The organism is Rhizobium oryziradicis, assembly GCF_001939045.1.
Taxonomy (GTDB): Bacteria; Pseudomonadota; Alphaproteobacteria; order Rhizobiales; family Rhizobiaceae; genus Allorhizobium; species Allorhizobium oryziradicis.
This window is the reverse complement of the sequence record NZ_MKIM01000019.1, coordinates 93,821-114,897: the sequence shown is the minus strand read 5'-3', so window position 1 is coordinate 114,897 and position 21,077 is coordinate 93,821. Positions and strand designations below refer to the sequence as shown.

Sequence of the window (21,077 nt, the reverse complement as noted above, 5' to 3'; positions counted from 1 at the left end):
CAAAGATGGTCACAATGTCAGGAATCTGGCAATTTATTCAGCGGCTTCGTCTGAATAACAAAGATAGCGAGTTTACATCACGATGATACTCCAGGCCTTGGACTTACCAGTCTTGCGGTACTAACCGTGTTGCTTCACAGACCAAATCTCAACGGTTTCCAGCTATGCCGCTACGATTGAAAGTCGTTTGATTGATTGTCCACTCCACACATCCTAAAGCGTCGTTCCAAAAATCGGAACGATGCTCTCAGTTTTTGTTTTCGCATCAGATTTATCCGAAAACCGGTTCCCACTTTTCGGCCGATACTCTAATGCCCCATAGGCGCTTTCTTCCCGAGCGTTACATTGCGGAGTGTGAGGGCCAAGGGGATTGCGGCCAGAGAGATCAGCGTCAGAACCCAGAAAGCGTCGACATAAGATAGAAGCGAGGCTTGGCTCTGAATTTGCTGATTGATCCAGGAAAGTGCCTGCTTTTGAGCAATCACCAGTGAACTGCCTTGCCCCATGAAATAATTCGTCATCTGGCTCAGCGTATCCTGATAGGCTCCATTCGACGGAATGACATGTTCCGCCAATCGGCTCTGATGAAACTGTTCTCGGTGGGTAATGATGTTTGAGATCAGTGACACGCCGATAGACCCGCCCGTATTGCGTGCAGCATTCAGCAAAGCCGAGGCCTGATCTGTCTTGCTGGAGGGGATGCCGTCATAGGAGGCAGAGGTGATCGGCAGAAAGATGAAGGGCAGACCAATTCCCTGCAACATGCGCGCTTCGGCAAGATACCAAAAGCCGATACCACTATAGACACTGGTTACCTGATACATGGAGAAGGCGACAAAGCCAGCACCGATCGCAATCAGATATTTGGGCTGCACTTTTGATGAGAGTATGCCGACCACAAACATCATGGCCATGGTCACCACACCGCCTGGAGATAGCATCAGACCAGCCCAGGTTGCTGTGTAGCCGAGATTCTGCTGGACCAGCTGCGGCAGATACTGGGTTGTGGCCAGCAGCAGTGCCCCTGTCGCCATCATCACCAAAAAGCAGGTTCCAAATTGCCGGCTGGCCACCATCCGCAAGTCGACGGCCGGGTTCTTGTGCTTCAATTCCCACGGGATCATCAGAACAAAGGCGAGGGCGCTGATCGAGGCCGCTATGATGATGAAGGTTGATCCGAACCAGTCCTCCTCCAGACCACGATCCAGCGTCAGTTCCAGCGCACCCAGAAAGGTCGCCACAAGGCCGAAGCCGATCCAGTCGAAACCGATCTTTTCCTTGCGCAATTGCGCACGTTCCTGCGCGCTGCCTTCTGGCTCTTTGATCAGAATGGCAACAGCTGCAAGCGTCAGGGCACCGACGGGACCGTTGATCAGGAAGCACCAGTGCCAAGAGAAGTTATCGGAGAGGTAGCCACCCAATGTCGGTCCGACGACGGGAGCAACGACGACCGCAACCCCGAACAGAGCAAAGCCTTGGCCGCGCTTTTCTGGCGGAAAACTATCGGCCAGAATGGACTGCGCGACCGGCACCATGCCGCCACCGCCTACGCCTTGCAATATACGAGCAAGCAGCAGGAATTGCAGATTGGGTGCAAAGCCGCACATGATCGAACTGATTGTAAACAACGCCAGGCAGCCGAGAAAAAAGGTCTTGCGCCCGAGAATACGCACGAGATAGCTTGTGGCCGTGACAATCACCGCATTGGAGACGAGATAGGTGGTCACGACCCAGGAGGCTTCGTCCTGACTCACGCCAAGACCGCCGGAAATGTAGTTCAGGGCAACATTGGCGATTGTGGTGTCGAGCACCTCCATGAAGCTGGCGAGTGCAACAACAACGGCAATGATCCAGGGATTTGGCAAGGGTTTGGCAACGGCGCTCGTGCTCATAGCAAATCCCTCAAGCTTTCCCATACCGAAGCGGTAGGATCGGTCCGCACGGTGGGCACGACCGACATGCCCGGACCAAGGGCGATATCACTCGGTACATCATCCAGTTCGATTTTCACGGGGACGCGTTGCACGATCTTGACATAGTTGCCGGTGGCATTTTCTGCAGGAAGCAGGGAGAATGCCGTTCCCGACCCAGGCTGCACACTTGCGACATGGCCGGAGATCGTGCGTCCACCATAGGCATCGATGGTGAGAGACACCGGCTGTCCCGGGCGCATATGTTCGAGTTGGGTTTCCTTGAAGTTTGCTGTCACCCAAAGCTTGTCCGGCACAAACATCGCAAGGTTTGAACCTGTCTGGACATACTGACCGTCACCGGCCGAAAGCTGCACAACGCGACCAGGCTGGGCAGCCACAATTGTCGTGTATGAGAGATTGAGCTTGGCTTGATCAAGTTGGGCCTGGTCCTGCTTTACAATGGCCTCGGCGCTCGCGATCTGAGGACCATAGGCATCCAGTTGGCGCTGAGCGGCAGTGAGCGATGCCTCGTCTGTGTTGAGTGTCGCCTCCTGCTGCCGCAGTTGAGCTTCATATTGCTGTGCCTCTTGAATGGTGCCGGAGCCACTCTTCATCATCGTTTGATAACGGCTATCCTGCTCCTGAGCAAAGACAAGATTGGCCTTGGCTTGCTCGATCTGGGCTTTTGCCTGTTCGACATTTGCCTGCTGCACCAGCTTTTGTGCCTGTGTATTCTCAAGATTGGCTTGTGCAGCCGCCACTTGTGCCTGCGCCTGTTCCAGAGACGTCTTATAGTCACGGTCGTCAATCTGGGCGATCACCTCGCCTGCATGCACATGCTGGTTATCAGTCACAGCAACCGAAGCGATATAACCGGCGACCCTGGAGGTTACGGCATACTGGCGGGCCGCGATAAAGGCATCGTCCGTGTTTTCATAATGTGCGCTATTATCCCAGTATATAAATCCAGCAACCATGGCCAGCGCCAGCGCGCTCCCGCCAATCAGAAGCATCTTCTTGCGCCGCCGTGGTCCGCCCGTGGGTTTCTCCGCTTCAGAAGCGTGCGTTGCACCCTCTGCGCCCTCGGTGGCTTGAGCCTGATCGCCTGCTGCAGAATCATCGCCCTGATCCTGACGAGCCACGGCACCATCCTGTTCATTTTTTGGCTCCGTACCGCCCACCTTGGTGTGTAGCACAATCAACTTTCCAAAAGTCTCATCCTGAGGCGTGCTCATTGTGAATCTCCTTCGTCGCCACAATAAAAGAAATGAAACGTTTCATTTATTTATTGACGTAGATCCGATCGGAGTGCTAGTCAAGAGCCTCAAACGGGATGCCCTAATCCAGGCCAATCAAAATTCGGTGAGACAAACCTTGGCGAGAGAAATGACGAAACCCAAGATCACAAAGTTGAAGCTGGGCACTGCAAGGCGCGGCCGCCCGCCACTGGAAAAAGCCGGAGAAGTCGAAGACCGAATTCTGCAGGCTGCACTTCAGGTGTTCATCGCCCGCGGCTATGAGGGGGCTAGCATTGACGAGATCGCCGAAGTTGCTCGCGCTGGAAAGCCGAGCATCTATAACCGCTTCACAAGTAAGGAAATACTGTTCAAAGAAGTCGTTTTGCGCTGGGCGCAAAGGTCAAACGAAATGGCCACGTCCACAACAGCCGGCACTATTCAGGAGCGTTTTGAGACGGCGGGTATCCTGATCTTACAGCGCGCCATCAATGATGAGACCGTAGGGCTTATACGCAGCGTGATCGGAGAAGCGACGCGACATCCGTCGCTGGCGACCACCATTCATTATGCCATGCGAGCACATGGCACGGCGACTGTGAAAAAACTGGTCGCCGAACTCGCGGAAGCCGACGAAATCAAATCTCTTCCGGCCTTTGCGCCCGACAATCTTGAGGCGACAGCCCGGTACTTCAATGATTTGGTCTTTTTACCGATGCTGATGTCTTCGCTGTTCCATGCTGATCTGACGTTCGTGAAAGGGATGATGGAGAAACATGCACGCGAAGCAGCCACTTTCTTTCTGTCTGGGTGCGGTTATCGTCACGAACCAGCGAAAGCAGGTGGCCGTGAATAGGATTCACGGCCACCTGCTTTACGCCTTGTTTGCCGCACGTCCGTTATCGTTCAATGGTGATGTCAGGTTAACTTGGCTATGGCCAAGAGATACGCGCTCACATCGGTAGATCTCCGCATCGCCTGTCCCTTCACTTCCCAATATGCAGGAAAGACTGACTTGATCGGTTGGATGCCGCACATCAGCCTTTATCGCTCACCCGGCACATGCGGCATGTGTTTGCTTTTTCTTGCCACGAAAACGTCAAGGTTCATTCAGGCATGGTTCACGAACAGGATCGCTAAATGTTAGCAATGTCACAGGAGTCATGTGAAATGCGCAAGATAATTTTAAGTGCCGGAATAATTCTAGCCAGTCTCGTTGCCAACACAGTTTATGCGATGCCGTCCGTTCAATCCCCCCGGCCAGCAGCATCCTACGTGGAAAAAGTGGACTACGCCTGTGGGCGTGGCTTCCACCTATCCCCAAGGGGCTATTGCAGACCAAATGGTCCTCCTCTTGAATATAGAAGGTGGGATCGGCGTGATCGCTGGGAAGCCAGAAGGGAATGGCGGGAACGTCGTGATTGGCGCGAACACCGCGCATGGCATGAGCGACGCTATTATCGTAGCGACCGGTGGTGATTGGCTTGATGTGGAGCGTTACGCGCTTCATATGACCAATTGTGGTTTCTAAAACGTGCCAATCCACGAGGCGGATGTCGTCCAATTGCCTGCACAGATGCATATACGCATCATGTTGGTGTACATCAGGACGCCATCCCCTCGTTTATTGATCAACACAAACTCTTGAATACTATTTGCCGGTGCCTTCCCGAGCGTTCACATATACGTTTCACTTCAACGTTATCTTCAGTGCGAAACCTGTCTGAACACATGAGGAAGTTTGATGCCAACGACCGATCGAGCAGGTCTTGACCTTTGCCACGATGAAGCCTTCTTTCATCTGCTCGTCGAGAGTTATCGACGCATTGTGGGTAAGCCGCTTGTGACCGATGACCGAGATGCATATTGGCTCTACCACCACGCCCCATTCGCTGTCGTCGCCCACAACACCGATCCCGATCCAATCTTCATATACGCAAATTTGGCAGCCCAACGTTGTTTTGAATATGATTGGGAAGAGTTTACATCTCTGCCATCACGTCTTTCCGCTGAAGCTCCCAACCGTGCCGACCGGCAACTGCTGTTGGAGAAAGTTACACGGGACGGGCATATATCCGGATACCGAGGCGCTCGTATAGCAAAGTCCGGTCGACGCTTTTGGATCGATGATGGCTGTGTCTGGCAATTGATAGGGCAAGATGGTTTAAGGCACGGACAAGCAGCGACATTTCCGATCTCGGATTGTCTGATATAACATATTGTTTTTATTTTATTTTGTTGCTTTTTCGCGGCAGCCAAGGGAGCTGCTTGCTATTGGTATCGAAGCAGAAGACGCGAGATTATGCAGCAGATATAAAAATCCATAGCGAACCTTCGTGCGCCACATATGGCGCATGGTGCGGTCGTGTCTGGGCAGCCGTGTTACTGATGATGATGATTGTTACGGCTTCAGATAGCTGTTGTTGTACCTTTAAACGCCAACCTGAGGAGTCTGCGAGATGAGCCGAGCGCTGTTGTTGGATCTTGGAGGTTCCTCGCTAAAGGCCGGGGTGTATGAGCTAAATGGCAAGCCACTTGCGATCGAGCGTGTTCCGAATGCCTTTGTGGAGGATGAGGTCGATAAGGCGGAACAGGATCCGGAGGTCTGGTGGAAAGCCCTTGAGACTGCAGCAGACGGGCTCGACAAGCAAATTCCCGGTGGATTGACCGACATCGAGGCAGTCGCCATTTGCGGTTTCACACGCACTCAAGTGTTCTTGAATGGAGAAGGTGAACCGGTACGTCCGGCAATCACTTTCCGAGACTCGCGAGCTCATGGCACGATCGAAGACCTGTTGATGCGTCCTGCGGTCCAAAGCCATCCACTTGCTCGCCACCTCAATGCCTTCCATCCGCTGGCGCGTCTGTTGTGGCTAAAGCATAACGACGAAGTTGCCTGGAACAAGACCCAATCGGTTGTCGAGCCGAAGGATTATCTAAACTTCAAACTCACCGGTTCACTCGCCTGCGATCCCATCTCGCAGTTTTGGCTTCTCAGTGCGATGGAGGGCGGCAATAGCGCGCTTGCGGTTCTGGCTGGTATCGACAAGGCCGTGTTGCCGGATATCTTAAGGCCGCATGAAGTTGTCGGAGCTGTTCTATCGAACATTCCTGGAGCGCTCAGCAAGATTGCGGGCGCAAAGGTTTTTTGCGGCTCCAACGACACGTGGACGGCGGCTGCAGGCATTGGTGCCCTGAAATGCTCAAGGGGATACTGCATTTCCGGCTCGTCGGAAGTGTTCGGTATCATATCCGATACAAAAGCCGAGGCATCGGGTTTAATCACAATACCGTGGGGAGACGCCATCTGGCAACTCGGAGGGCCCGGACTGAACGGCGCGAACGTCCTGACCTGGATGGTGAACAACCTTATGCCGGATGAACGCCCGTTCGATGAACGGCTGGCGATCCTTCTATCGCGGCAGTCCGAATTGCCTCTTCTTTTCCATCCCTATCTCCATGGCGAACGTACGCCCCTCTGGGATAGAGATATCCGCGCATGCTTCATGGGACTGATGGCAGCGCATAAGCCCGGTGATCTGGTGCGTGGCACCATGGAAGGCGTGAGTTTTGTGAACCGAATGGTGCTCGAGCGAGCGGAGGCCGCCGCAGGAGCGAAGGCACAAGAGATTCGCCTCGCGGGAGGTGGGGCAAGAAACGCATATTGGAACCAGATCCGGGCGGATATCCTGAAAAGACCGGTCATAGTCTCGGACACAGAGGAGGTCGGGCTCTTAGGTTGCCTTGCTGTCGCTCGGTTGGGGCTTGCACTCGCACCAAACATCGCGGACGCTGCAGACGGTATCTCAGCACCCTTTCTGCGCTACGAACCGCGGCAGGCCGAAAGCCGCATCTACGACGACCTCTACGCAATTTTTCAAGACACTCTGAAAGCGGTAGAAAACGCGTCCCATCGTCTGACAGCACTTGCGCGAGCTCCACGGCTCTAGAACGATCGTGCCTTTCGAGCAGAAATCCGGACACTGGCTGCATGATCAGATTTACCCGTGATCCTGAAGTGCGCCCCGGTTTTGGTTCTGAGAGCTGGAATTTTCCAAGGGTAAGGCTCGTGTCTGTCAGGTTCAACCTGGACCTGACAGACACTAGGATTCAATACCCAAGTGCAATTCCGTCTTTGCGGGATTCGGATGCACCTGTGAGCGTGCCATTATCCCAATTGATCCGGATCACCTGCGCACCGCCGATCGGATCTTCGGCAGGAATGATCTCGAAACCTCGGCGGGTCAGCTCTGCCACAGACTCTGGCGAAACAGTGTGCTCTGCCTCGACCCGCGGAATTTTGCCGCCCACGGGGATGAGACGGGGCAGGTCGATTGCATCCTGCATGTCCATGCCGTAATCGACCACTTTCGAAATAAGATGGGCGTGCCCCATCGCCTGATAGTAGCCTCCCATGACCCCGAAGGACATCTGCGTTTGGCCGTTTTGTGTGACCATGCCGGGGATAATGGTGTGCAGGGGGCGTTTTTCTGGCGCGATCATGTTGGGATGATCTCGCTTGAGTGAGAAGCTCTGGCCGCGATTGTGCAAGATGACGCCAGATTCAGGAGCAACCAGGCCCGTGCCGAAGCTGTCGAAGATCGAGTTGATGAAGCTTACGGCATTGCGCTCATCATCGACGACGGAAATGTAGACAGTATCGCGGTGCAGCGGCATCTCGAAGTCTGGCAGGTCGGTCAGCGCCTGCTTCAGATCAATCATGTCCGCAAGGCGCTTTGCGAAGGCCTCGGACAGGAGTTCATCAACAGGCACCTCTGATTTGTCTGAGTCCGCGAGCCATGCGTCGCGGGCCGCATAGGCCAGACGGGTTGCCTCTATTTCCAGATGCAGACGATCAGCGGATTGGGGCGCAAGCGAATTGTCGAAGCAAGACAGTATGTTGAGGATCAGCAAGGCTATGATACCCTGACCATTCGGCGGGCATTCGTGGATTGTGTAGCCCCGGAAGGCGGTGGTCACGGGGGTCACGTATTGCCCTTGTGCCGAGGCGAAATCCTCAAGTGTGTGCAATCCGCCGTGGGCTCGCAGATGTTCAACCATGTCGGCTGCAACCGGCCCCTTGTAAAAGCCGTCGCGGCCCTCCGTTGCAATCCGCCGCAGTGTTGCGGCCAGTTTTGGCTGGCGGTGAATTTCGCCAATGCGGGGTGCCCGTCCATGGGGAAGGAAAATGTCAGATGCGGCTTTGTCCGCTGATAAGAGCCCTTCCTCGCGGACCCAGTCCCTGTGCACACGCGGGGTAATTGCGTAGCCTTCCTCGGCAAGGCGAATGGCCGGGGCCAGCACATCAGGGAAGGGGAGGCGGCCATGATCGGTATGCAGTCGTGTCCAGGCATCAATGGCCCCTGGAATGGTAACGGCAGACGGTGACTGGCGCGGCACTTCGGTGAGGCCACGCTCTTCGAACCACTCGATTGTCAGGGCCTTGGGTGTACGCCCTGATCCATTGTAAGCAAGAACGTCTGCCCCCCCTTTCGGCGCATAAAGGGCAAAGCAATCACCGCCGATGCCTGTGGAGCCGGGCTCGACCACGCATTGCACGGCGCAAGCCGCAATGGCTGCGTCCATGGCATTGCCGCCCGCCTGCAGGATGTTGATGGCAGTAAGTGTTGCAATAGGGTGGGACGTGGCCGCCATGGCCTTGGTCGATATAGCCACTGATCGCGTCGGCTTCTCGAAATTGCGCATCCTCGTTGGTCTCCTCATATTCATAATTGATCACCCGTTCAGGCGCGGGTACGGTCGAGTGTCAGCCGGGCTTCGAGTGCGCTGAGCGCCCGGACGATGATAAAATTGATAACCAGATAGATCGTGCCTGCGGCGACGAAGACCTCAATTGCGCGATAACTCTGGGAAATCAGCCCCTGCGCGATGCCTGTGACCTCCATCAGCGTGATGATGGAGGCGAGGGATGTGCCCTTCACCATCAGGATGATCTCGTTTCCGTAGGCCGGTATTGCCTGCCGCAAGGCAATCGGCAGGATCACGAAACGCAGGCTGAGCACGCGGGACATGCCAAGCGCTGCTGCTGCCTCGCCGAGCCCGCGCGGAACATTGCGGATCGCACCGCGCAGGATTTCACTCCCATAGGCAGCGGTGTTCAGGGTCAAAGCCAGAATCGCGCACCAGTAAGGCTCACGAAACAGCCACCAGAGACCCATCATTTGCAGAGAAGGTCGAAACTGGCCCAGTCCATAATAGATCAGGAAGATCTGGACGAGCAGCGGCGTTCCACGAAAAGCAGCGACAAAGGTGCGGATCGGCCAGACGATCAAGCGATGCTCACCCTGCTGCATAAGCGCCAGAGTAAGGGCAAGAACGAAGCCAAGCAGGATTGAGGTTCCCGCAAGTTGCAGGGTCAGCGGCACGCCAGAAAGAAGCTTGGGGAATATCTCAAGAAAGAAGTTGATGTCGATCATGGGCGCAGAATCCCGCGGGAGGAATGCGTTTCGGCCACGCGAAACACTTGTCCGGTAACACCGGCAATCAGGAAGTAGATGCCTGCAGCGGCCAGATAGAACAGGAAGGGCTCGCGTGTCGAACCGGCCCCGATCTGGGTTTGGCGCATCAGTTCAACGAGGCCGATGACAGAAATCAGCGCCGAATCCTTCAACACCAGCTGCCAGACATTGCTCAGGCCCGGAATGGCGTGACGCCAGAGCTGTGGAATGATGACCAGGCGAAGCATCTGGCTATTGGAGAGTGCCAATGCCCTTGCCGCATCGAATTGGCCGCGCTCGACAGCAAGATAACTGCCGCGATAGACCTCGGCCTGATAGGCACCGGAAATGATGCCGATTGCGATGACACCGGTTGCGAGCGACGGCAGCCCTATGAAGCCATCGGAACCCAGGCTGCGGGCAATTGCCGTGAGCGCGACACTGCCACCATAATAGAAAAGGTAGATGGTGAGCAGGTCCGGTACGCCGCGAAAGACCGTACCATAGGCATTGGCGATAACACGGGGCAGGCGTTTTTTCGACAGAGGACCGGCAGCGGCAAGACCGCCAAACCCCATGCCCAGCAGAAAGCCCAGGACGGACAGCAGCAATGTCATAGCTGCGGCCCCCAGAAGCGACAGGCCCCAGCCGCCTTCGGTGAAGCCGAGCAGATACAGTTTTTCAAACATATGGGTGAAACCCCGGCTCAATGTGAACCTGACAAACTCTACAGTGCCGCGCGCTTTATAAAACGCACAAAGGACACTGTAATATTTTGAATTTCCTGCATAATTCCGCTTTAAATCGATAAATCGATTTTTATTTCAGGAATGTTGCGGAAGTTACAGTTTACGCGACCAGAATTCGAAGAACTCCGGTCGCGATTGCTCCGTCTCGGTTACTTGAGCGGTGTAACGTCAGTGCCAACCCATTTTTCAGAGATCCGCTTGATGGTGCCATCTGCAATGGCAGAATCAATCGCGGCGTTCAGCATTTCCTTGAGCTTGGTGTCTTGCTTGCGCAGCCCTGCACCCGTGCCAAGGCCGAAGACGCCGCCGACAAAACCCGGACCGGCGACGGTATATTCGGCAAACTCGGGTTTTTTCAGAGTGGCGACCAAAGAGGTTTGCTGTGCGAAGAGCGCATCAATGCGCCCGGCGGCGAGGTCGAGATCGTGTTGTTCGGTTGTCTTGTATTCGCGGATCTCGACTGTGTCGGCGAAGTACTTCTTGAGGAAGTCGAGATTGGTGGTCGCAGCCTGTACACCCACGACCTTGCCCTTGAGGAGGGGCTTCAGCTTCTCGATTGCCGCCAGAGCAGATGCCTGATCGTCGAGCTTGAACTTCTCGGTTGAGACGCCCAGCTTGCCAAGCGGGCTGTCTTTGCTGACAGCGAAACCAGACGGATCGACGGCGTAGGGCTTGGTAAAGTCAATCGTCTCCAGGCGTTTCGGTGTGATGAACATGCTGGCCATGATCACGTCAAACTTGCCGACAGTGAGCGATGGAATGAGGCCGTCCCAATCCTGGGCAACGATGGTGCATTTAATCTTCATACGAGCACACAGATCGTTGGCAAGATCGATTTCAAGCCCGTCCAGCTTGCCATCCGCCCTGGTGAAATTCCAGGGCGCATAGGCGCCTTCTGTTGCAATTTTGATTTCTTTCGGCGCGTCTTCGGCCTGAACAGGCTGGCTCAGCGCGAGTGTCATAAAGGCAGCCGCAAGCGAAGCAATGCATCGGATTTTCATGACTCTTCCTCTTCGTTTTAAGCCGTTCGTGACGGCGGTTCCCCGTCCTTGCCGGATGTTTTCCCCAGCTTCAGACAAAATGACCGGGCGGCGTTCAGTGCCGCGCGGGACTGGCATAATCGGCAAGTATTGATGCCGTTTCGACAATGTGCGCCTGCATGACGGCTTCGGCATGCCGCGCATCACCGGATCGGAGGGCCTGGATTAGCGTGCCATGCTCCTCGCGGGCCGACAGCGGCTTATCGACATAATCGAACCAGATCCGCATATAGGGTTCGATCAGCACATGCAGAGCGATGATCTGGCGGATCAGCTTTGGACGTCCGCTCATGCCGTAGATAAAGGCATGAAACTCCTGATGGCGTAAAACCCAATCTCCGCTGCCCGATTGCCCGGCCCGTTCCATACGGTCGAGCAGGCGCTCAAGCTCCTCAAATGTCTCTGCGTTCATACGAGGCATGGCTAGGCGAACAGCAAGACCTTCCAGAACTGATCTGATCTCGAACGTCTCCTGGATTTCGTTGAAGGTTAGCCCAGTGACGATACAGCCGCGGTTCGGGCGCAGTGTCACCAGCCCGTCTGCAGCAAGACGACGGAAGGATTCGCGCACTGGCATGCGGCTCATGCCAATCTCTGCCGCGATCTCTTCGGGGATCAAACGATCGCCCGGCTTGTATCGCCCAAGACGCAAAGCTTTCTGAAGGTGCAGATAGGCTTCTTCTTCTGCTGTGGAAGCGAGATGTGTGATTGAAGCGGGTGACAGGGGCATATTTGACTCATTGGATTTTTGTATCCACTTATACAAACATCCAGATCAAGCGGCGTCAAGCGTATTTTGATCAAACGTGGCGTAGGGCTTCCATGGGCCGAGACAGGCCTACTCCAACCCGATCGCGAATGAGCCTTGTGAAGGCTGCAACCGTGTTTCGATCCGCGCTGGCAGATGCCACAAGAATGAACTCCACATCCTCCATGGCTGGGAGCACCGAGGGCGGAAATTCCCGCAAGCCCGAGGGCGCAAGGCTGCGCGGCTGGACCAAGACACCCATGCCGGCTCTTGCCGCCGCGGTCAAACCGCTCAGGCTCTGGCAAGAGCAGACAATGCGCCATGGGCGTCCGGCCCGCTCAAGGGCCTCCATCAGCAGGGTGCGCGTCAGGCTTGGTGGCGGAAAAACGATCAGCGGAAGAATTGGCCGTGCCATCACAGCCTCGGGGTCCGCAGCAAGCCAAACGAGCGGCTCACGGAGGATCGGCTCTCCTCGACGATCACCCAGTCTTCGCTTGGCGAAAACCAGATCCAGTTCGCCCTTGTCCTGCATATCCGTAAGATCTCGGGACAGGGAAACCGTAAGATTGAGCTCCACTGTGGGATAGTCCGCGATGAAATCCTGCAAGAGCGCCGGGAGTTGGCCCGACACCAGATCCTCCGAAATCCCGAGCCGCAATGTTCCGCGCGGCTGTTCATCTGCGAACAGGGCAGACGTCTGCCGTTCGAGCAAGAGCATTTGCTTGGCATAGGGCAGGAGTGCCTCACCATTGGCCGTGAGTTGCACACCATGTGTGTCGCGATCAAGTAACCGATGGCCAAATGTTGCTTCCAGCCGCTGCAGGTGCTGACTGACGGTGGACTGCCGCAGCCCGAGCTTCTGGCTCGCCAAGGTGAAGCTACCGACCTGGGCAATGGCGATGAAGCTGCGCAGATGGACGAGATCTATCATCACAAAATCCGATAACTGTTATTTCTTGCATTGTGAAATACGATAACTACTGTTGCGTCTCTGTCCAGCCATTTTCGAGACTCTCTGATGAAACGCTTCCTGCCCGACACCTTCACAATCCTGCTGGTCGCCACAGTGGCGTTCGCATCAGTGCTCCCGATTCACGGCGAGCCTGCCGCATGGTTCAGCGTCGCAACCAATCTTGCTGTCGCTTTGCTATTTTTCATGCATGGCGCACGGCTTTCCACGGATGTCGTCTTGGCTGGCTTCCTGCACTGGCGGCTGCAAAGTTTCATCTTGGCCATCACGTTCGTTGTCTTTCCCTTGCTCGGACTGCTGCTTGGATTTTTGTCGCCCTGGCTGATCCCGCCAGCGCTTTATCTCGGTCTGCTCTATGTCTGCGTCTTGCCATCGACCGTGCAGTCTTCAATCGCCTTCACCTCGATCGCCGGGGGCAATGTGCCCGCTGCCATCTGTGCGGCCTCGGCCTCCAACATTCTCGGCATGTTCCTTACGCCTGCACTCGTCACCATTCTCTTCTCGGCCAGCGGGCACGTGGGCGTATCACTCGACATGATCTGGAAGATCCTGCTCCAGCTTTTCCTTCCTTTCGTGCTCGGCCAGGTCCTGCAACCCTTCATCGGCAACTGGATCCGGGCTCGTAAATCGCTGCTCGCGCCGGTTGATCGCGGATCGATTATAATGGTCGTCTATCTTGCCTTTTCGAATGCGGTGATCGAAGGCATCTGGGCGGAGTTTTCGACGGCAGATCTGGCGCTGGTGATCGGTCTCGACATATTCCTCCTGGCCGCGGCCCTGATGCTCACCATCTTCGGTTCGAAGCTTTGCGGTTTCAGCAGGGAAGACAAGATCGCGGCGGTTTTCTGTGGGTCCAAGAAGAGCTTGGCGAGCGGAGTTCCCATGGCAGGCGTGATCTTCGCGGGACAATCGGTAGGGGCAATCGTACTTCCCCTCATGCTCTTCCATCAAATCCAGCTGATGGTCTGCGCATGGTTGGCGCGGCGAATGGCCTCCCACGCTCAGGAGGTTGCACAGCAGGCATCATTCTCAAAAGACAGTGTGACTTCACGCTGAAGCGGGATTTGCGTTGAGGTTGCAAGAACTCCGATGATGCTCACAATAAATGCGGGCAATTTTGGGCGAGAATTTTGATGAGCGTTTTTAATGGCGACATTCGTGGAGAAGCACGGATCGTTGAGCGTGCCTTCGGTATCGGGCCGGGTGCTCTCATGGAAGCCGTGGCATTGCTCGCCCACAATCTCGACAATCAGACCGCTTGACGAAGGAGGCGATGGGATTTCGTTGCTATTTAAAATCTTTGCAACAGAGCCCTTCAACCAACACGATACAAAATCATCGGTCCGGATTGAAGCTCCACGTCGCATCCAGAAGTTGAAATCCGTAACGCTGCCGTTTTTGTAATCTTAGGATGCAGATAGATTGCATTTAATTAGGCTGCTCTTTGGATAGCCAGGCGGCGTCAATGGCGGAATCTGTGCCGGGCCATCAATAAACAAGCAAACCCGGCTGATTTTCTACTATCCACGAAGCGTGATCTCGACGGTGCCAACACCTTCCATCCGCGATCAAACCGGCGAGGCCGATGGTCGCGCGTTCTATGGCTATGCTCATAGCTGCGGAAGCCGGACTGTCAAAGACCAGAACGATTTTGTTGGCACCTCTATCGACTTGAAAGATTTAAAAACTTGAAAAGTCCGCTGTGGGTGGTTGTATTCGTGCTGATGTACAAGTATTGACCGATTTCAACGCTGCACCTTAACACTCTTTAATTGCGAAACGCCGTGTATGGCTAAGGGTAAATATCCCGCCATCGGTGAAATCTTGACTATAACGCGCGCCGGATCGACAGGCTGTCGGACCGGCTCGGCTTCATATTGTTTGAATGTGACCGTCGTTTTGATGAGGTATGAAATTGATGGTAGTTTCATCGTCGCTTAAAGGGAAACCCCTTGATACGCGAGAAGTGCTTTCCACTGTCCATTTTGATATCGTCGGCGGCTGCCAGTTACGATGTGTCGGTTGTCCCAATTCAGGACTAAATCCGCGACCCGAGTTTATCGCAATCGATCTGTTCGAGCGCTGCATTGCCAATATAGATGTAACGAAGATCAATCTGTTTCGTCTCTTCAATTATGGTGAGCCGCTGCTTCATCCCAATCTTGAAGACTTGGGGCGCATCTTGATTGCTTCTCCCATCCATATCCGGTGGGTCGAGATATCCACCAATGCCCAAAGCAATGCCGAGGAAAGGCTGGAGGCATTGGTGGCGATGGGTCTCGTCAATTTGGTGACCATCAGCTGCGATGGAGATGGCACTTCCGAGCGATATGAAGCGCTGCGACCGCCGGGCAAGTGGTCAAAACTCATGAGCTTTCTTTCCTTTGCGCGTGATCTGGCCGCCCGGTATCCGGGGCTTCATCTGCAGGCGCGTTGCGTGATCGAGAATTTGGAGGACAAGCAGCGGTGGCGCGACGTGCTAAAACCCTTCGGTGTGCGACCGGATTTTCGGGGCTGGATGCAATTGCCGGACAGTCTGAGAGACCGAGAACAGGACGCCGTGCCCATGGGCGAGGGTGGCTGTGCAATCGCTTCTGACCCGAACTACCTTTATGTGGATCATCGCGGCAACATAGTGCCGTGCTGTTTCCATCCCGGGGCTGCATTTTTGGGAAACCTCGCGGATAGCCGCTACAGCGCCTTGTTTGCATCCGCCCGGCGCGCAAATTTTCTGGAAGCGCTGAAAACGCAGCGGGCCAGCATACCTGTTTGCAATCGATGCGATGTGGGCGCTAGCCTTGCCGCCAGCCCATCCATCGCAGCATTGACGCATTTTAAGCAAAAGGCGCACTGACGGTGGAAGCAATGTTCGCAGATAATCGGCCACAGTCCTCATCTGAGACCGGAACCGGATGGGTGAACTTCTCAGAGGTGTTGCGCCATCATGCCAGTCACCTGCCTGACAAAATTGCCTTGCGCTTTCTCGAAAGAGGCGAGGGCGAGGGAAAATGCCTGACATACGCGGAATTGGACCAGCACGCCCGGACACTCGCCGGACAACTGGTCGCCAAAGGCGCAGAAGGGCGACCTGTTCTGTTGGTTTATCCGGCGGGTTTATCGTTTATCATCAGCTTCTGCGCCTGTCTCTATGCCGGAGCCATCGCTGTACCAACGCCCTTCATCACGCCGTCGCGATCGGCAGCGCGGATTGCCGCCATTGCCTTGGATGCAAGTCCCTGCCTGGTGCTGACATGCACCAGACTGGCAACAGACAAAACACTGCGTGGTGCCTTTCCGGCCGAGCTGTCGGGTCTTCCCTGGATCATAACCGATGAGGAGAGTGTCGAGGAGGGCCTGCTCCAGACGCCACCGGCGTTCAGCAGCGAGGCACCCGCCTTTCTGCAATATACCTCCGGCTCAACCGCCAATCCCAAGGGCGTGATCGTCACCCATGGCAATCTTTTGGCCAATATGGAGATGATCCGCATTGCCTTTGGTCACGATGTAAAAACGCGGATGGTCAGCTGGCTACCTCTGTTCCATGACATGGGTCTGGTGGGTGGATTGCTGCAACCTCTCTATCTCGGGGCTCTCTCGGTTTTAATGTCGCCAATGGATTTCATCCAGCGGCCTCTGCGGTGGCTGCAGGCGATTTCGCATTTTCGCGCAACCAGCAGTGGTGGCCCCAATTTTGCCTATTCCCTGTGTGCGGATCGCATCCGACCAGAGCGCTTGCGTGAACTAGATTTGCGGTCCTGGCGCGTCGCCTTTTGCGGTGCGGAACCAGTTCGAGCAGATGATCTTCGACGTTTTGCTGATGGGCTCACACCAGCCGGGTTTGATCCGAAAGCGCTTTTCCCCTGCTATGGAATGGCTGAAACAACGCTGTTCGTCTCTGGCGGGCCAGCGGGACGTGGGCTTAGCTCTATCCACACCCCGGCCACCCCATCACAGCCGGCAGGAATGGAGCGTGTCATCTGTGGCCAAGGTGCCATCGGTCAACGTCTCGCCATAGTCGATCCAGAAAGCCGCTGCCGTTTGCCCGAAGGCGAGGTTGGAGAAATATGGGTAGGCGGTCCCCACGTGGGCGCGGGATATTGGCAGCAAGAAGACATGTCGGAGGCAACGTTTCGCGCAAAAATTTCCGGTGAGGCGGATGCCGGTGGCTTCCTGCGAACGGGTGATCTTGGCCTGATGCAGGGCCAAGATCTGGTCGTCGTTGGCCGTCTGAAAGAGGTGATTATCGTGCGAGGCGTCAAGCATCATCCCGAAGATATCGAGATCGCCGCGTCTCGCGCCCATCCCGCTCTGGGCGGGGCGGCTGCCGCGTTCGCCATCGAGCGCGACGGGGTGGATGACTTCATCGTGCTTCAGGAAGTCAAGCGTGGTCATTTGAACGATCCAACGCTTGAAAGTGCGCCCAAAGCAGTATCCGCCGCGATCTGCGAGACTTTCGGTACAACGCCTTCGGATGTGGTTCTGGTCAAGCCCGGAACCCTGCTGCGCACAACAAGCAACAAGATTCGTCGCGCAGCCTGCCGCAAGGCCTATCTGTCCGGAGAACTGACACCCTCGCGATTGGACTGGCCAGCTTTGGTGCCACAAGACCAGTCGGCAGAACGGGACGTACCGCTTGACGTGAGCCTCCCGTACGAGCCTAAGCACTTTGAGGCCAAGCAGAATGATTGATCCAGCGTCTTTTAACACCCTAAGTCCGATGCTGCGCGATGATCCCTATAGTGTTTATGCAGCGCTCCGCGTCCACACACCCGTATTCTGGAGCGAGGCCGAACACGCCTGGATTTTGCTGCGCCACCAGGAGGTCACCAAAGCTTTTACGGACCCGTCCCTGCTAACCCTTGATGTGGGCCAATTCGTCAGAGAAATTTCCCAGGCCCTGAATGAGGAACCGGCTGAGTTGCTTCACCTGCTCGACGTGGCCTTGTTTTTACGCAATCCGCCGGCCCATCAGCCGCTGAGGTCACTGGTGGCCCGCCTGCTCACAGCCCGCTCGCAGGCCAGTTACGCTGCCGAGATTGACCGTCTTGCGAGACGCTTGCTGGCCCCGCTTGCCCGTAGTGGCGCAATCGATCTCATGGATGATTACGCGCTTCCCTTGCCGGCATTGGTGGTCGGCTGGCTGTATGGGTTGAGTGACCATGACGCCCTTTGGCTTGCCGATATGCTGATCGGGGTGCCGAGTGTGCTCCTCCGTGGTCGTTCAATGCGCGAATATCGCTCTGCAAACCGAAGTCTGGAGCAAGCCCACGCGCTCTTACGCGAACACATTCGGAATCGTCGGTGCCAACCAGCAGATGATGGCTTGTCTCTGCTTGTACGGCTCAATCATGAAACGGATCACCCTTTGGACGATCATAAGCTGGCTGCTCTAGCCAGCTTTGTCTTCATTTCGGCATTCGAAACAACATCGGCTTCTATCGGGAATGGGCTATGGTGGCTGTCACGACATCCCGACATGTGGAATCATTTGGCCGCTCGTCCTGATCTCGCATCGAATGCGGTTGAGGAGACGTTGCGTCTGGAGCCACCGATCCAGCATCTTCGGCGCTGGGCTCATCAAGAGCAAACGATTGCTGATCGTGTGATCAAGGCCGGGGATCACATGATTCTGGTGATCGCCGCTGCGAATCGTGATCCAGACGCCTATGCCGATCCGGATCAGTTCATGCTGGATCGCACAAAACCGCCGGTAATCTCGTTTGGTGCAGGCGCACATCATTGCCTGGGAGGCTGGCTTGCCCGTCTCGAAGCCCGTATCGCCTTCAGTGTCGTGCTCGAGGGGCCACGCCCCACGGCCATGCCTGAAAAACCAGATTGGCTACCGAACTATGTTCAGAGAAGAATGAAGACCTTCCAGGTAAGCCTATAAATTCCAATGGATTTTCTCTAAAAACGGATGTCGAATGTTAAAAGAAGATGATGTCAGGGCCTGGACAGTAACGTTTCTCGCCACCATGCTGCAATGCGAAGCGGAGAGCATAAAAAGTGATGTGAACTTCAATGTTATGGGCCTGAGCTCCGTCGACGCCGTGATCATGGCGGGCGCTATGGAAGAGCACTTCGATATAGAGATTGATGCCGCATTGTTTCTGCGTAACTCGACGATCAACAGCCTGATCGCCGATCTGCAGGCGAGCGGTATCGTCGGATGAATGTGAAGCGTCCCGAACTGAGCTTAATTGTCGTGAGTTACGACATGGAGAGGGAGTTGCCGCGGACCCTCTACACCCTTTCGCCACGCTATCAGCAGGGCATTGCCGCTGACGATTATGAAGTGATCGTTATCGACAACGGGTCTCGCCATCCCCCGAGGATCGAGGATTTTGCCCATCTGGACATGAATCTGCAGATCCACTCCTTTTCTGATCCGAGGCCATCTCCGGTGCGGGCAATCAATTACGGCCTGACATTGGCGGCAGCGCCGCTGGTGGGGGTCAATATCGATGGTGCCCGAATGGCGAGCCCGGGATTGCTCAACGCCTGCCGGCGGGCAGCGCGCACCGATTCTGATGCGGTCGTCACCACCCTGTCTTTCCAGCTTGGGCCAGGCCCGCAATGGCTGACCATGCAGCACGGTTACGATGCCGCTTGGGAAGACCGGCTGCTGGACGGTATAGATTGGCAAAATAACGGCTACCGCCTGTTCGACATCAGTCCATTCACTGAAAATGCCACGAAAGGCTGGTTCGGCCCGCTGGACGAGAGCAATCTTCTGTTCATGGACAAAGATCTTTGGACCGATCTTGCAGGCTATGATCCGGCGTTTGAAAGTCCGGGTGGTGGTTCTGCCAATGCCGATCTGCTGAGGCGGGCTCTGGAACATCCTCGCTCACACCAGGTAACGGTTTTGGGCGAGGGAGTGTTTCATCAGATCCACGGCGGAACCCACACCAATTCAGGACAGAATGCCCCAAACGTCTTAAAGAATGCGGTTCGCGAGTATTTTCGCCTGCGCGGACGCTTTCACATCGTGGATTCGGAACGGAGTTATTTCGGACCAGTCTCACGCGCGGCGGCAGAGGTCTATCAACGTCAGCTTTCGGCCGGCTACACGGCACCCACAGAGGCGGCAACAGTGGCTCGCCCTGTTCCGGATGCAAGCAACCGCTATCTCAACTTGTTGAAATCCGTATTGCTCAACGAAACCGGGCTCGAAATTGAGGTGGCTCTGGATTCGGTCCGCGGAGCAAAGGAGCTTCCCGCGACATTCTGGACGGACACATTATATGATGTGCCGGGCAAGCTTGGGCCTGCACTTGAAAAAAAGCGACGTGCCCGTGCGGTTGGTTTCGAGACGCTGAGCGAAAGCTCCTTTCTGCCGCTTGGCTATACGATGATCGGGAGGCAACGTCTTGACCATCTGGAATGGTGTGTGACCACGGCCCTCCATGATGGTGTCGCTGGCGACCTCATGGAGTGTGGCGTCTGGCGAGGCGGTGCCTGCCTTCTGATGAAGGCTGTTCTGGACCTCAACGGGGACCAGACTCGCAATGTCTGGCTCGCTGATTCCTTCGCGGGTCTGCCGCCACCTTTGCTGCCCGAAGATCAGGGAATGGATATTTCGCGTGAAAACGTCCCCTCGCTCGCAGTTTCGCGCGCGAGGGTGGAACGTGCGTTTGCCGATTTCGGCCTGCTGGATGCCCGCGTGCGCTTTCTGCCTGGATTCTTTGTCGATACACTCGCCGGCTGTTGCGTCGAACACATCGCAGTGCTGCGACTGGATGGCGACCTTTACAGCTCCACCATGCAGGCACTGGAAGCCCTGTACGACCGCGTCTCTCCGGGCGGTTTCATCATTATAGATGACTACGGTGCCTTGGCGCAGTGCGCTCAGGCGGTGGAGGAATTTAGAGCGGCCCGCGGTATCACTACACCTATCACTATGATCGATTGGACCGCCGCTTTCTGGCGGAAGTCCTAAAAAGACATCGGAAAACATATCT

At 55.6% G+C, this 21,077-nt stretch carries 18 protein-coding genes and 2 pseudogenes; 12 read left to right on the top strand and 8 right to left on the bottom strand.

The features are described from left to right. Positions 1-308 precede the first annotated feature (308 nt). Both BJF95_RS01710 and BJF95_RS01705 read right to left on the bottom strand, forming a co-directional pair. Positions 309-1,892 (bottom strand): DHA2 family efflux MFS transporter permease subunit, encoded by a 1,584-nt coding sequence (locus BJF95_RS01710; protein ID WP_075637711.1) that lies wholly within the window; start codon positions 1,890-1,892, stop codon positions 309-311. Further along, entirely contained in the window at positions 1,889-3,148 is a 1,260-nt protein-coding gene (locus BJF95_RS01705) for an HlyD family secretion protein (protein ID WP_083638647.1), read from the bottom strand. Before BJF95_RS01705 ends, BJF95_RS01710 begins: the two co-directional genes overlap by 4 nt. A 151-nt stretch (positions 3,149-3,299) precedes the next feature. Between BJF95_RS01705 and BJF95_RS01700 the strand changes: the two genes are divergently transcribed. From BJF95_RS01700 to BJF95_RS01685, 4 genes are all read left to right on the top strand, one after another. Continuing rightward, on the top strand, positions 3,300-4,004 hold the full coding sequence (locus tag BJF95_RS01700; protein ID WP_075637710.1) for a TetR/AcrR family transcriptional regulator: 705 nt from the start codon (positions 3,300-3,302) through the stop codon (positions 4,002-4,004). 314 nt (positions 4,005-4,318) lie between these two features. Further along, complete coding sequence (locus BJF95_RS24615; RefSeq protein WP_075637758.1) at positions 4,319-4,627, top strand: GCG_CRPN prefix-to-repeats domain-containing protein; 309 nt, start codon at positions 4,319-4,321, stop codon at positions 4,625-4,627. Positions 4,628-4,892: 265 nt separating this feature from the next. Beyond that, positions 4,893-5,363: an MEKHLA domain-containing protein gene (locus BJF95_RS01690; protein WP_075637709.1), complete on the top strand. Its 471-nt coding sequence runs from the start codon at positions 4,893-4,895 to the stop codon at positions 5,361-5,363. Positions 5,364-5,607: 244 nt separating this feature from the next. Then, a complete protein-coding gene (locus tag BJF95_RS01685) occupies positions 5,608-7,098 on the top strand; it encodes a xylulokinase (RefSeq protein ID WP_075637708.1) in 1,491 nt (496 codons plus the stop codon). A gap of 160 nt (positions 7,099-7,258) precedes the next feature. Here the strand turns inward: BJF95_RS01685 and ggt are convergent, their stop codons facing one another. From ggt to BJF95_RS01655, 6 genes are all read right to left on the bottom strand, one after another. Further along, positions 7,259-8,854 (bottom strand): gamma-glutamyltransferase, encoded by a 1,596-nt coding sequence (gene ggt / locus BJF95_RS01680; RefSeq protein WP_075637707.1) that lies wholly within the window; start codon positions 8,852-8,854, stop codon positions 7,259-7,261. Positions 8,855-8,892: 38 nt separating this feature from the next. Further along, positions 8,893-9,585 (bottom strand): ABC transporter permease, encoded by a 693-nt coding sequence (locus BJF95_RS01675; protein WP_075637706.1) that lies wholly within the window; start codon positions 9,583-9,585, stop codon positions 8,893-8,895. Further along, positions 9,582-10,295: an ABC transporter permease gene (locus BJF95_RS01670; protein ID WP_075637705.1), complete on the bottom strand. Its 714-nt coding sequence runs from the start codon at positions 10,293-10,295 to the stop codon at positions 9,582-9,584. Before BJF95_RS01670 ends, BJF95_RS01675 begins: the two co-directional genes overlap by 4 nt. Positions 10,296-10,504: 209 nt before the next feature. Beyond that, positions 10,505-11,317, bottom strand: coding sequence for a transporter substrate-binding domain-containing protein (locus BJF95_RS01665; protein ID WP_425348668.1), 813 nt, complete (start codon positions 11,315-11,317; stop codon positions 10,505-10,507). A 133-nt stretch (positions 11,318-11,450) separates the two neighbouring features. Then, on the bottom strand, positions 11,451-12,125 hold the full coding sequence (locus BJF95_RS01660; protein ID WP_075637703.1) for a GntR family transcriptional regulator: 675 nt from the start codon (positions 12,123-12,125) through the stop codon (positions 11,451-11,453). A 70-nt stretch (positions 12,126-12,195) separates the two neighbouring features. Continuing rightward, positions 12,196-13,074 (bottom strand): LysR family transcriptional regulator, encoded by an 879-nt coding sequence (locus BJF95_RS01655; protein WP_075637702.1) that lies wholly within the window; start codon positions 13,072-13,074, stop codon positions 12,196-12,198. Between the two features lie 87 nt (positions 13,075-13,161). Between BJF95_RS01655 and BJF95_RS01650 the strand changes: the two genes are divergently transcribed. From BJF95_RS01650 to BJF95_RS01625, 8 genes and pseudogenes are all read left to right on the top strand, one after another. Continuing rightward, on the top strand, positions 13,162-14,169 hold the full coding sequence (locus BJF95_RS01650; RefSeq protein WP_075637701.1) for a bile acid:sodium symporter family protein: 1,008 nt from the start codon (positions 13,162-13,164) through the stop codon (positions 14,167-14,169). 98 nt (positions 14,170-14,267) lie between these two features. Then, a pseudogene (locus BJF95_RS24290) lies at positions 14,268-14,375 on the top strand (IS6 family transposase); the annotation flags it as partial. Positions 14,376-14,570: 195 nt separating this feature from the next. Beyond that, a pseudogene (locus tag BJF95_RS24285) lies at positions 14,571-14,672 on the top strand (IS6 family transposase); the annotation flags it as partial. Between the two features lie 350 nt (positions 14,673-15,022). Continuing rightward, complete coding sequence (locus BJF95_RS01645) at positions 15,023-15,967, top strand: radical SAM/SPASM domain-containing protein (protein WP_139317365.1); 945 nt, start codon at positions 15,023-15,025, stop codon at positions 15,965-15,967. Positions 15,968-15,978: 11 nt separating this feature from the next. Further along, positions 15,979-17,802: a fatty acyl-AMP ligase gene (locus BJF95_RS01640; protein ID WP_139317364.1), complete on the top strand. Its 1,824-nt coding sequence runs from the start codon at positions 15,979-15,981 to the stop codon at positions 17,800-17,802. Further along, positions 17,795-19,003, top strand: a complete 1,209-nt coding sequence (locus BJF95_RS01635; protein ID WP_075637698.1) for a cytochrome P450 — start codon at positions 17,795-17,797, stop codon at positions 19,001-19,003. The genes BJF95_RS01640 and BJF95_RS01635 overlap by 8 nt, the downstream gene beginning before the upstream one ends. 34 nt (positions 19,004-19,037) lie before the next feature. Beyond that, on the top strand, positions 19,038-19,286 hold the full coding sequence (locus BJF95_RS01630) for an acyl carrier protein (RefSeq protein WP_075637697.1): 249 nt from the start codon (positions 19,038-19,040) through the stop codon (positions 19,284-19,286). Next, positions 19,283-21,055: a TylF/MycF/NovP-related O-methyltransferase gene (locus tag BJF95_RS01625; protein ID WP_139317363.1), complete on the top strand. Its 1,773-nt coding sequence runs from the start codon at positions 19,283-19,285 to the stop codon at positions 21,053-21,055. Before BJF95_RS01630 ends, BJF95_RS01625 begins: the two co-directional genes overlap by 4 nt. Positions 21,056-21,077: the final 22 nt, after the last annotated feature.

Excerpts from the sequence above, each read along its gene's own strand:
- BJF95_RS24615 (WP_075637758.1), top strand. The coding sequence starts at position 4,319 with ATGCGCAAGATAATTTTAAGTGCCGGAATAATTCTAGCCAGTCTCGTT.
- BJF95_RS01625 (WP_139317363.1), top strand. The coding sequence starts at position 19,283 with ATGAATGTGAAGCGTCCCGAACTGAGCTTAATTGTCGTGAGTTACGAC.
- BJF95_RS01690 (WP_075637709.1), top strand. The coding sequence starts at position 4,893 with ATGCCAACGACCGATCGAGCAGGTCTTGACCTTTGCCACGATGAAGCC.
- BJF95_RS01700 (WP_075637710.1), top strand. The coding sequence starts at position 3,300 with ATGACGAAACCCAAGATCACAAAGTTGAAGCTGGGCACTGCAAGGCGC.
- BJF95_RS01640 (WP_139317364.1), top strand. The coding sequence starts at position 15,979 with ATGTTCGCAGATAATCGGCCACAGTCCTCATCTGAGACCGGAACCGGA.
- BJF95_RS01705 (WP_083638647.1), bottom strand. The coding sequence starts at position 3,148 with ATGAGCACGCCTCAGGATGAGACTTTTGGAAAGTTGATTGTGCTACAC.
- BJF95_RS01635 (WP_075637698.1), top strand. The coding sequence starts at position 17,795 with ATGATTGATCCAGCGTCTTTTAACACCCTAAGTCCGATGCTGCGCGAT.
- BJF95_RS01665 (WP_425348668.1), bottom strand. The coding sequence starts at position 11,317 with ATGACACTCGCGCTGAGCCAGCCTGTTCAGGCCGAAGACGCGCCGAAA.
- ggt (WP_075637707.1), bottom strand. The coding sequence starts at position 8,854 with ATGCGCAATTTCGAGAAGCCGACGCGATCAGTGGCTATATCGACCAAG.
- BJF95_RS01670 (WP_075637705.1), bottom strand. The coding sequence starts at position 10,295 with ATGTTTGAAAAACTGTATCTGCTCGGCTTCACCGAAGGCGGCTGGGGC.
- BJF95_RS01710 (WP_075637711.1), bottom strand. The coding sequence starts at position 1,892 with ATGAGCACGAGCGCCGTTGCCAAACCCTTGCCAAATCCCTGGATCATT.
- BJF95_RS01675 (WP_075637706.1), bottom strand. The coding sequence starts at position 9,585 with ATGATCGACATCAACTTCTTTCTTGAGATATTCCCCAAGCTTCTTTCT.
- BJF95_RS01645 (WP_139317365.1), top strand. The coding sequence starts at position 15,023 with ATGAAATTGATGGTAGTTTCATCGTCGCTTAAAGGGAAACCCCTTGAT.
- BJF95_RS01630 (WP_075637697.1), top strand. The coding sequence starts at position 19,038 with ATGTTAAAAGAAGATGATGTCAGGGCCTGGACAGTAACGTTTCTCGCC.
- BJF95_RS01655 (WP_075637702.1), bottom strand. The coding sequence starts at position 13,074 with ATGATAGATCTCGTCCATCTGCGCAGCTTCATCGCCATTGCCCAGGTC.
- BJF95_RS01650 (WP_075637701.1), top strand. The coding sequence starts at position 13,162 with ATGAAACGCTTCCTGCCCGACACCTTCACAATCCTGCTGGTCGCCACA.
- BJF95_RS01685 (WP_075637708.1), top strand. The coding sequence starts at position 5,608 with ATGAGCCGAGCGCTGTTGTTGGATCTTGGAGGTTCCTCGCTAAAGGCC.
- BJF95_RS01660 (WP_075637703.1), bottom strand. The coding sequence starts at position 12,125 with ATGCCCCTGTCACCCGCTTCAATCACACATCTCGCTTCCACAGCAGAA.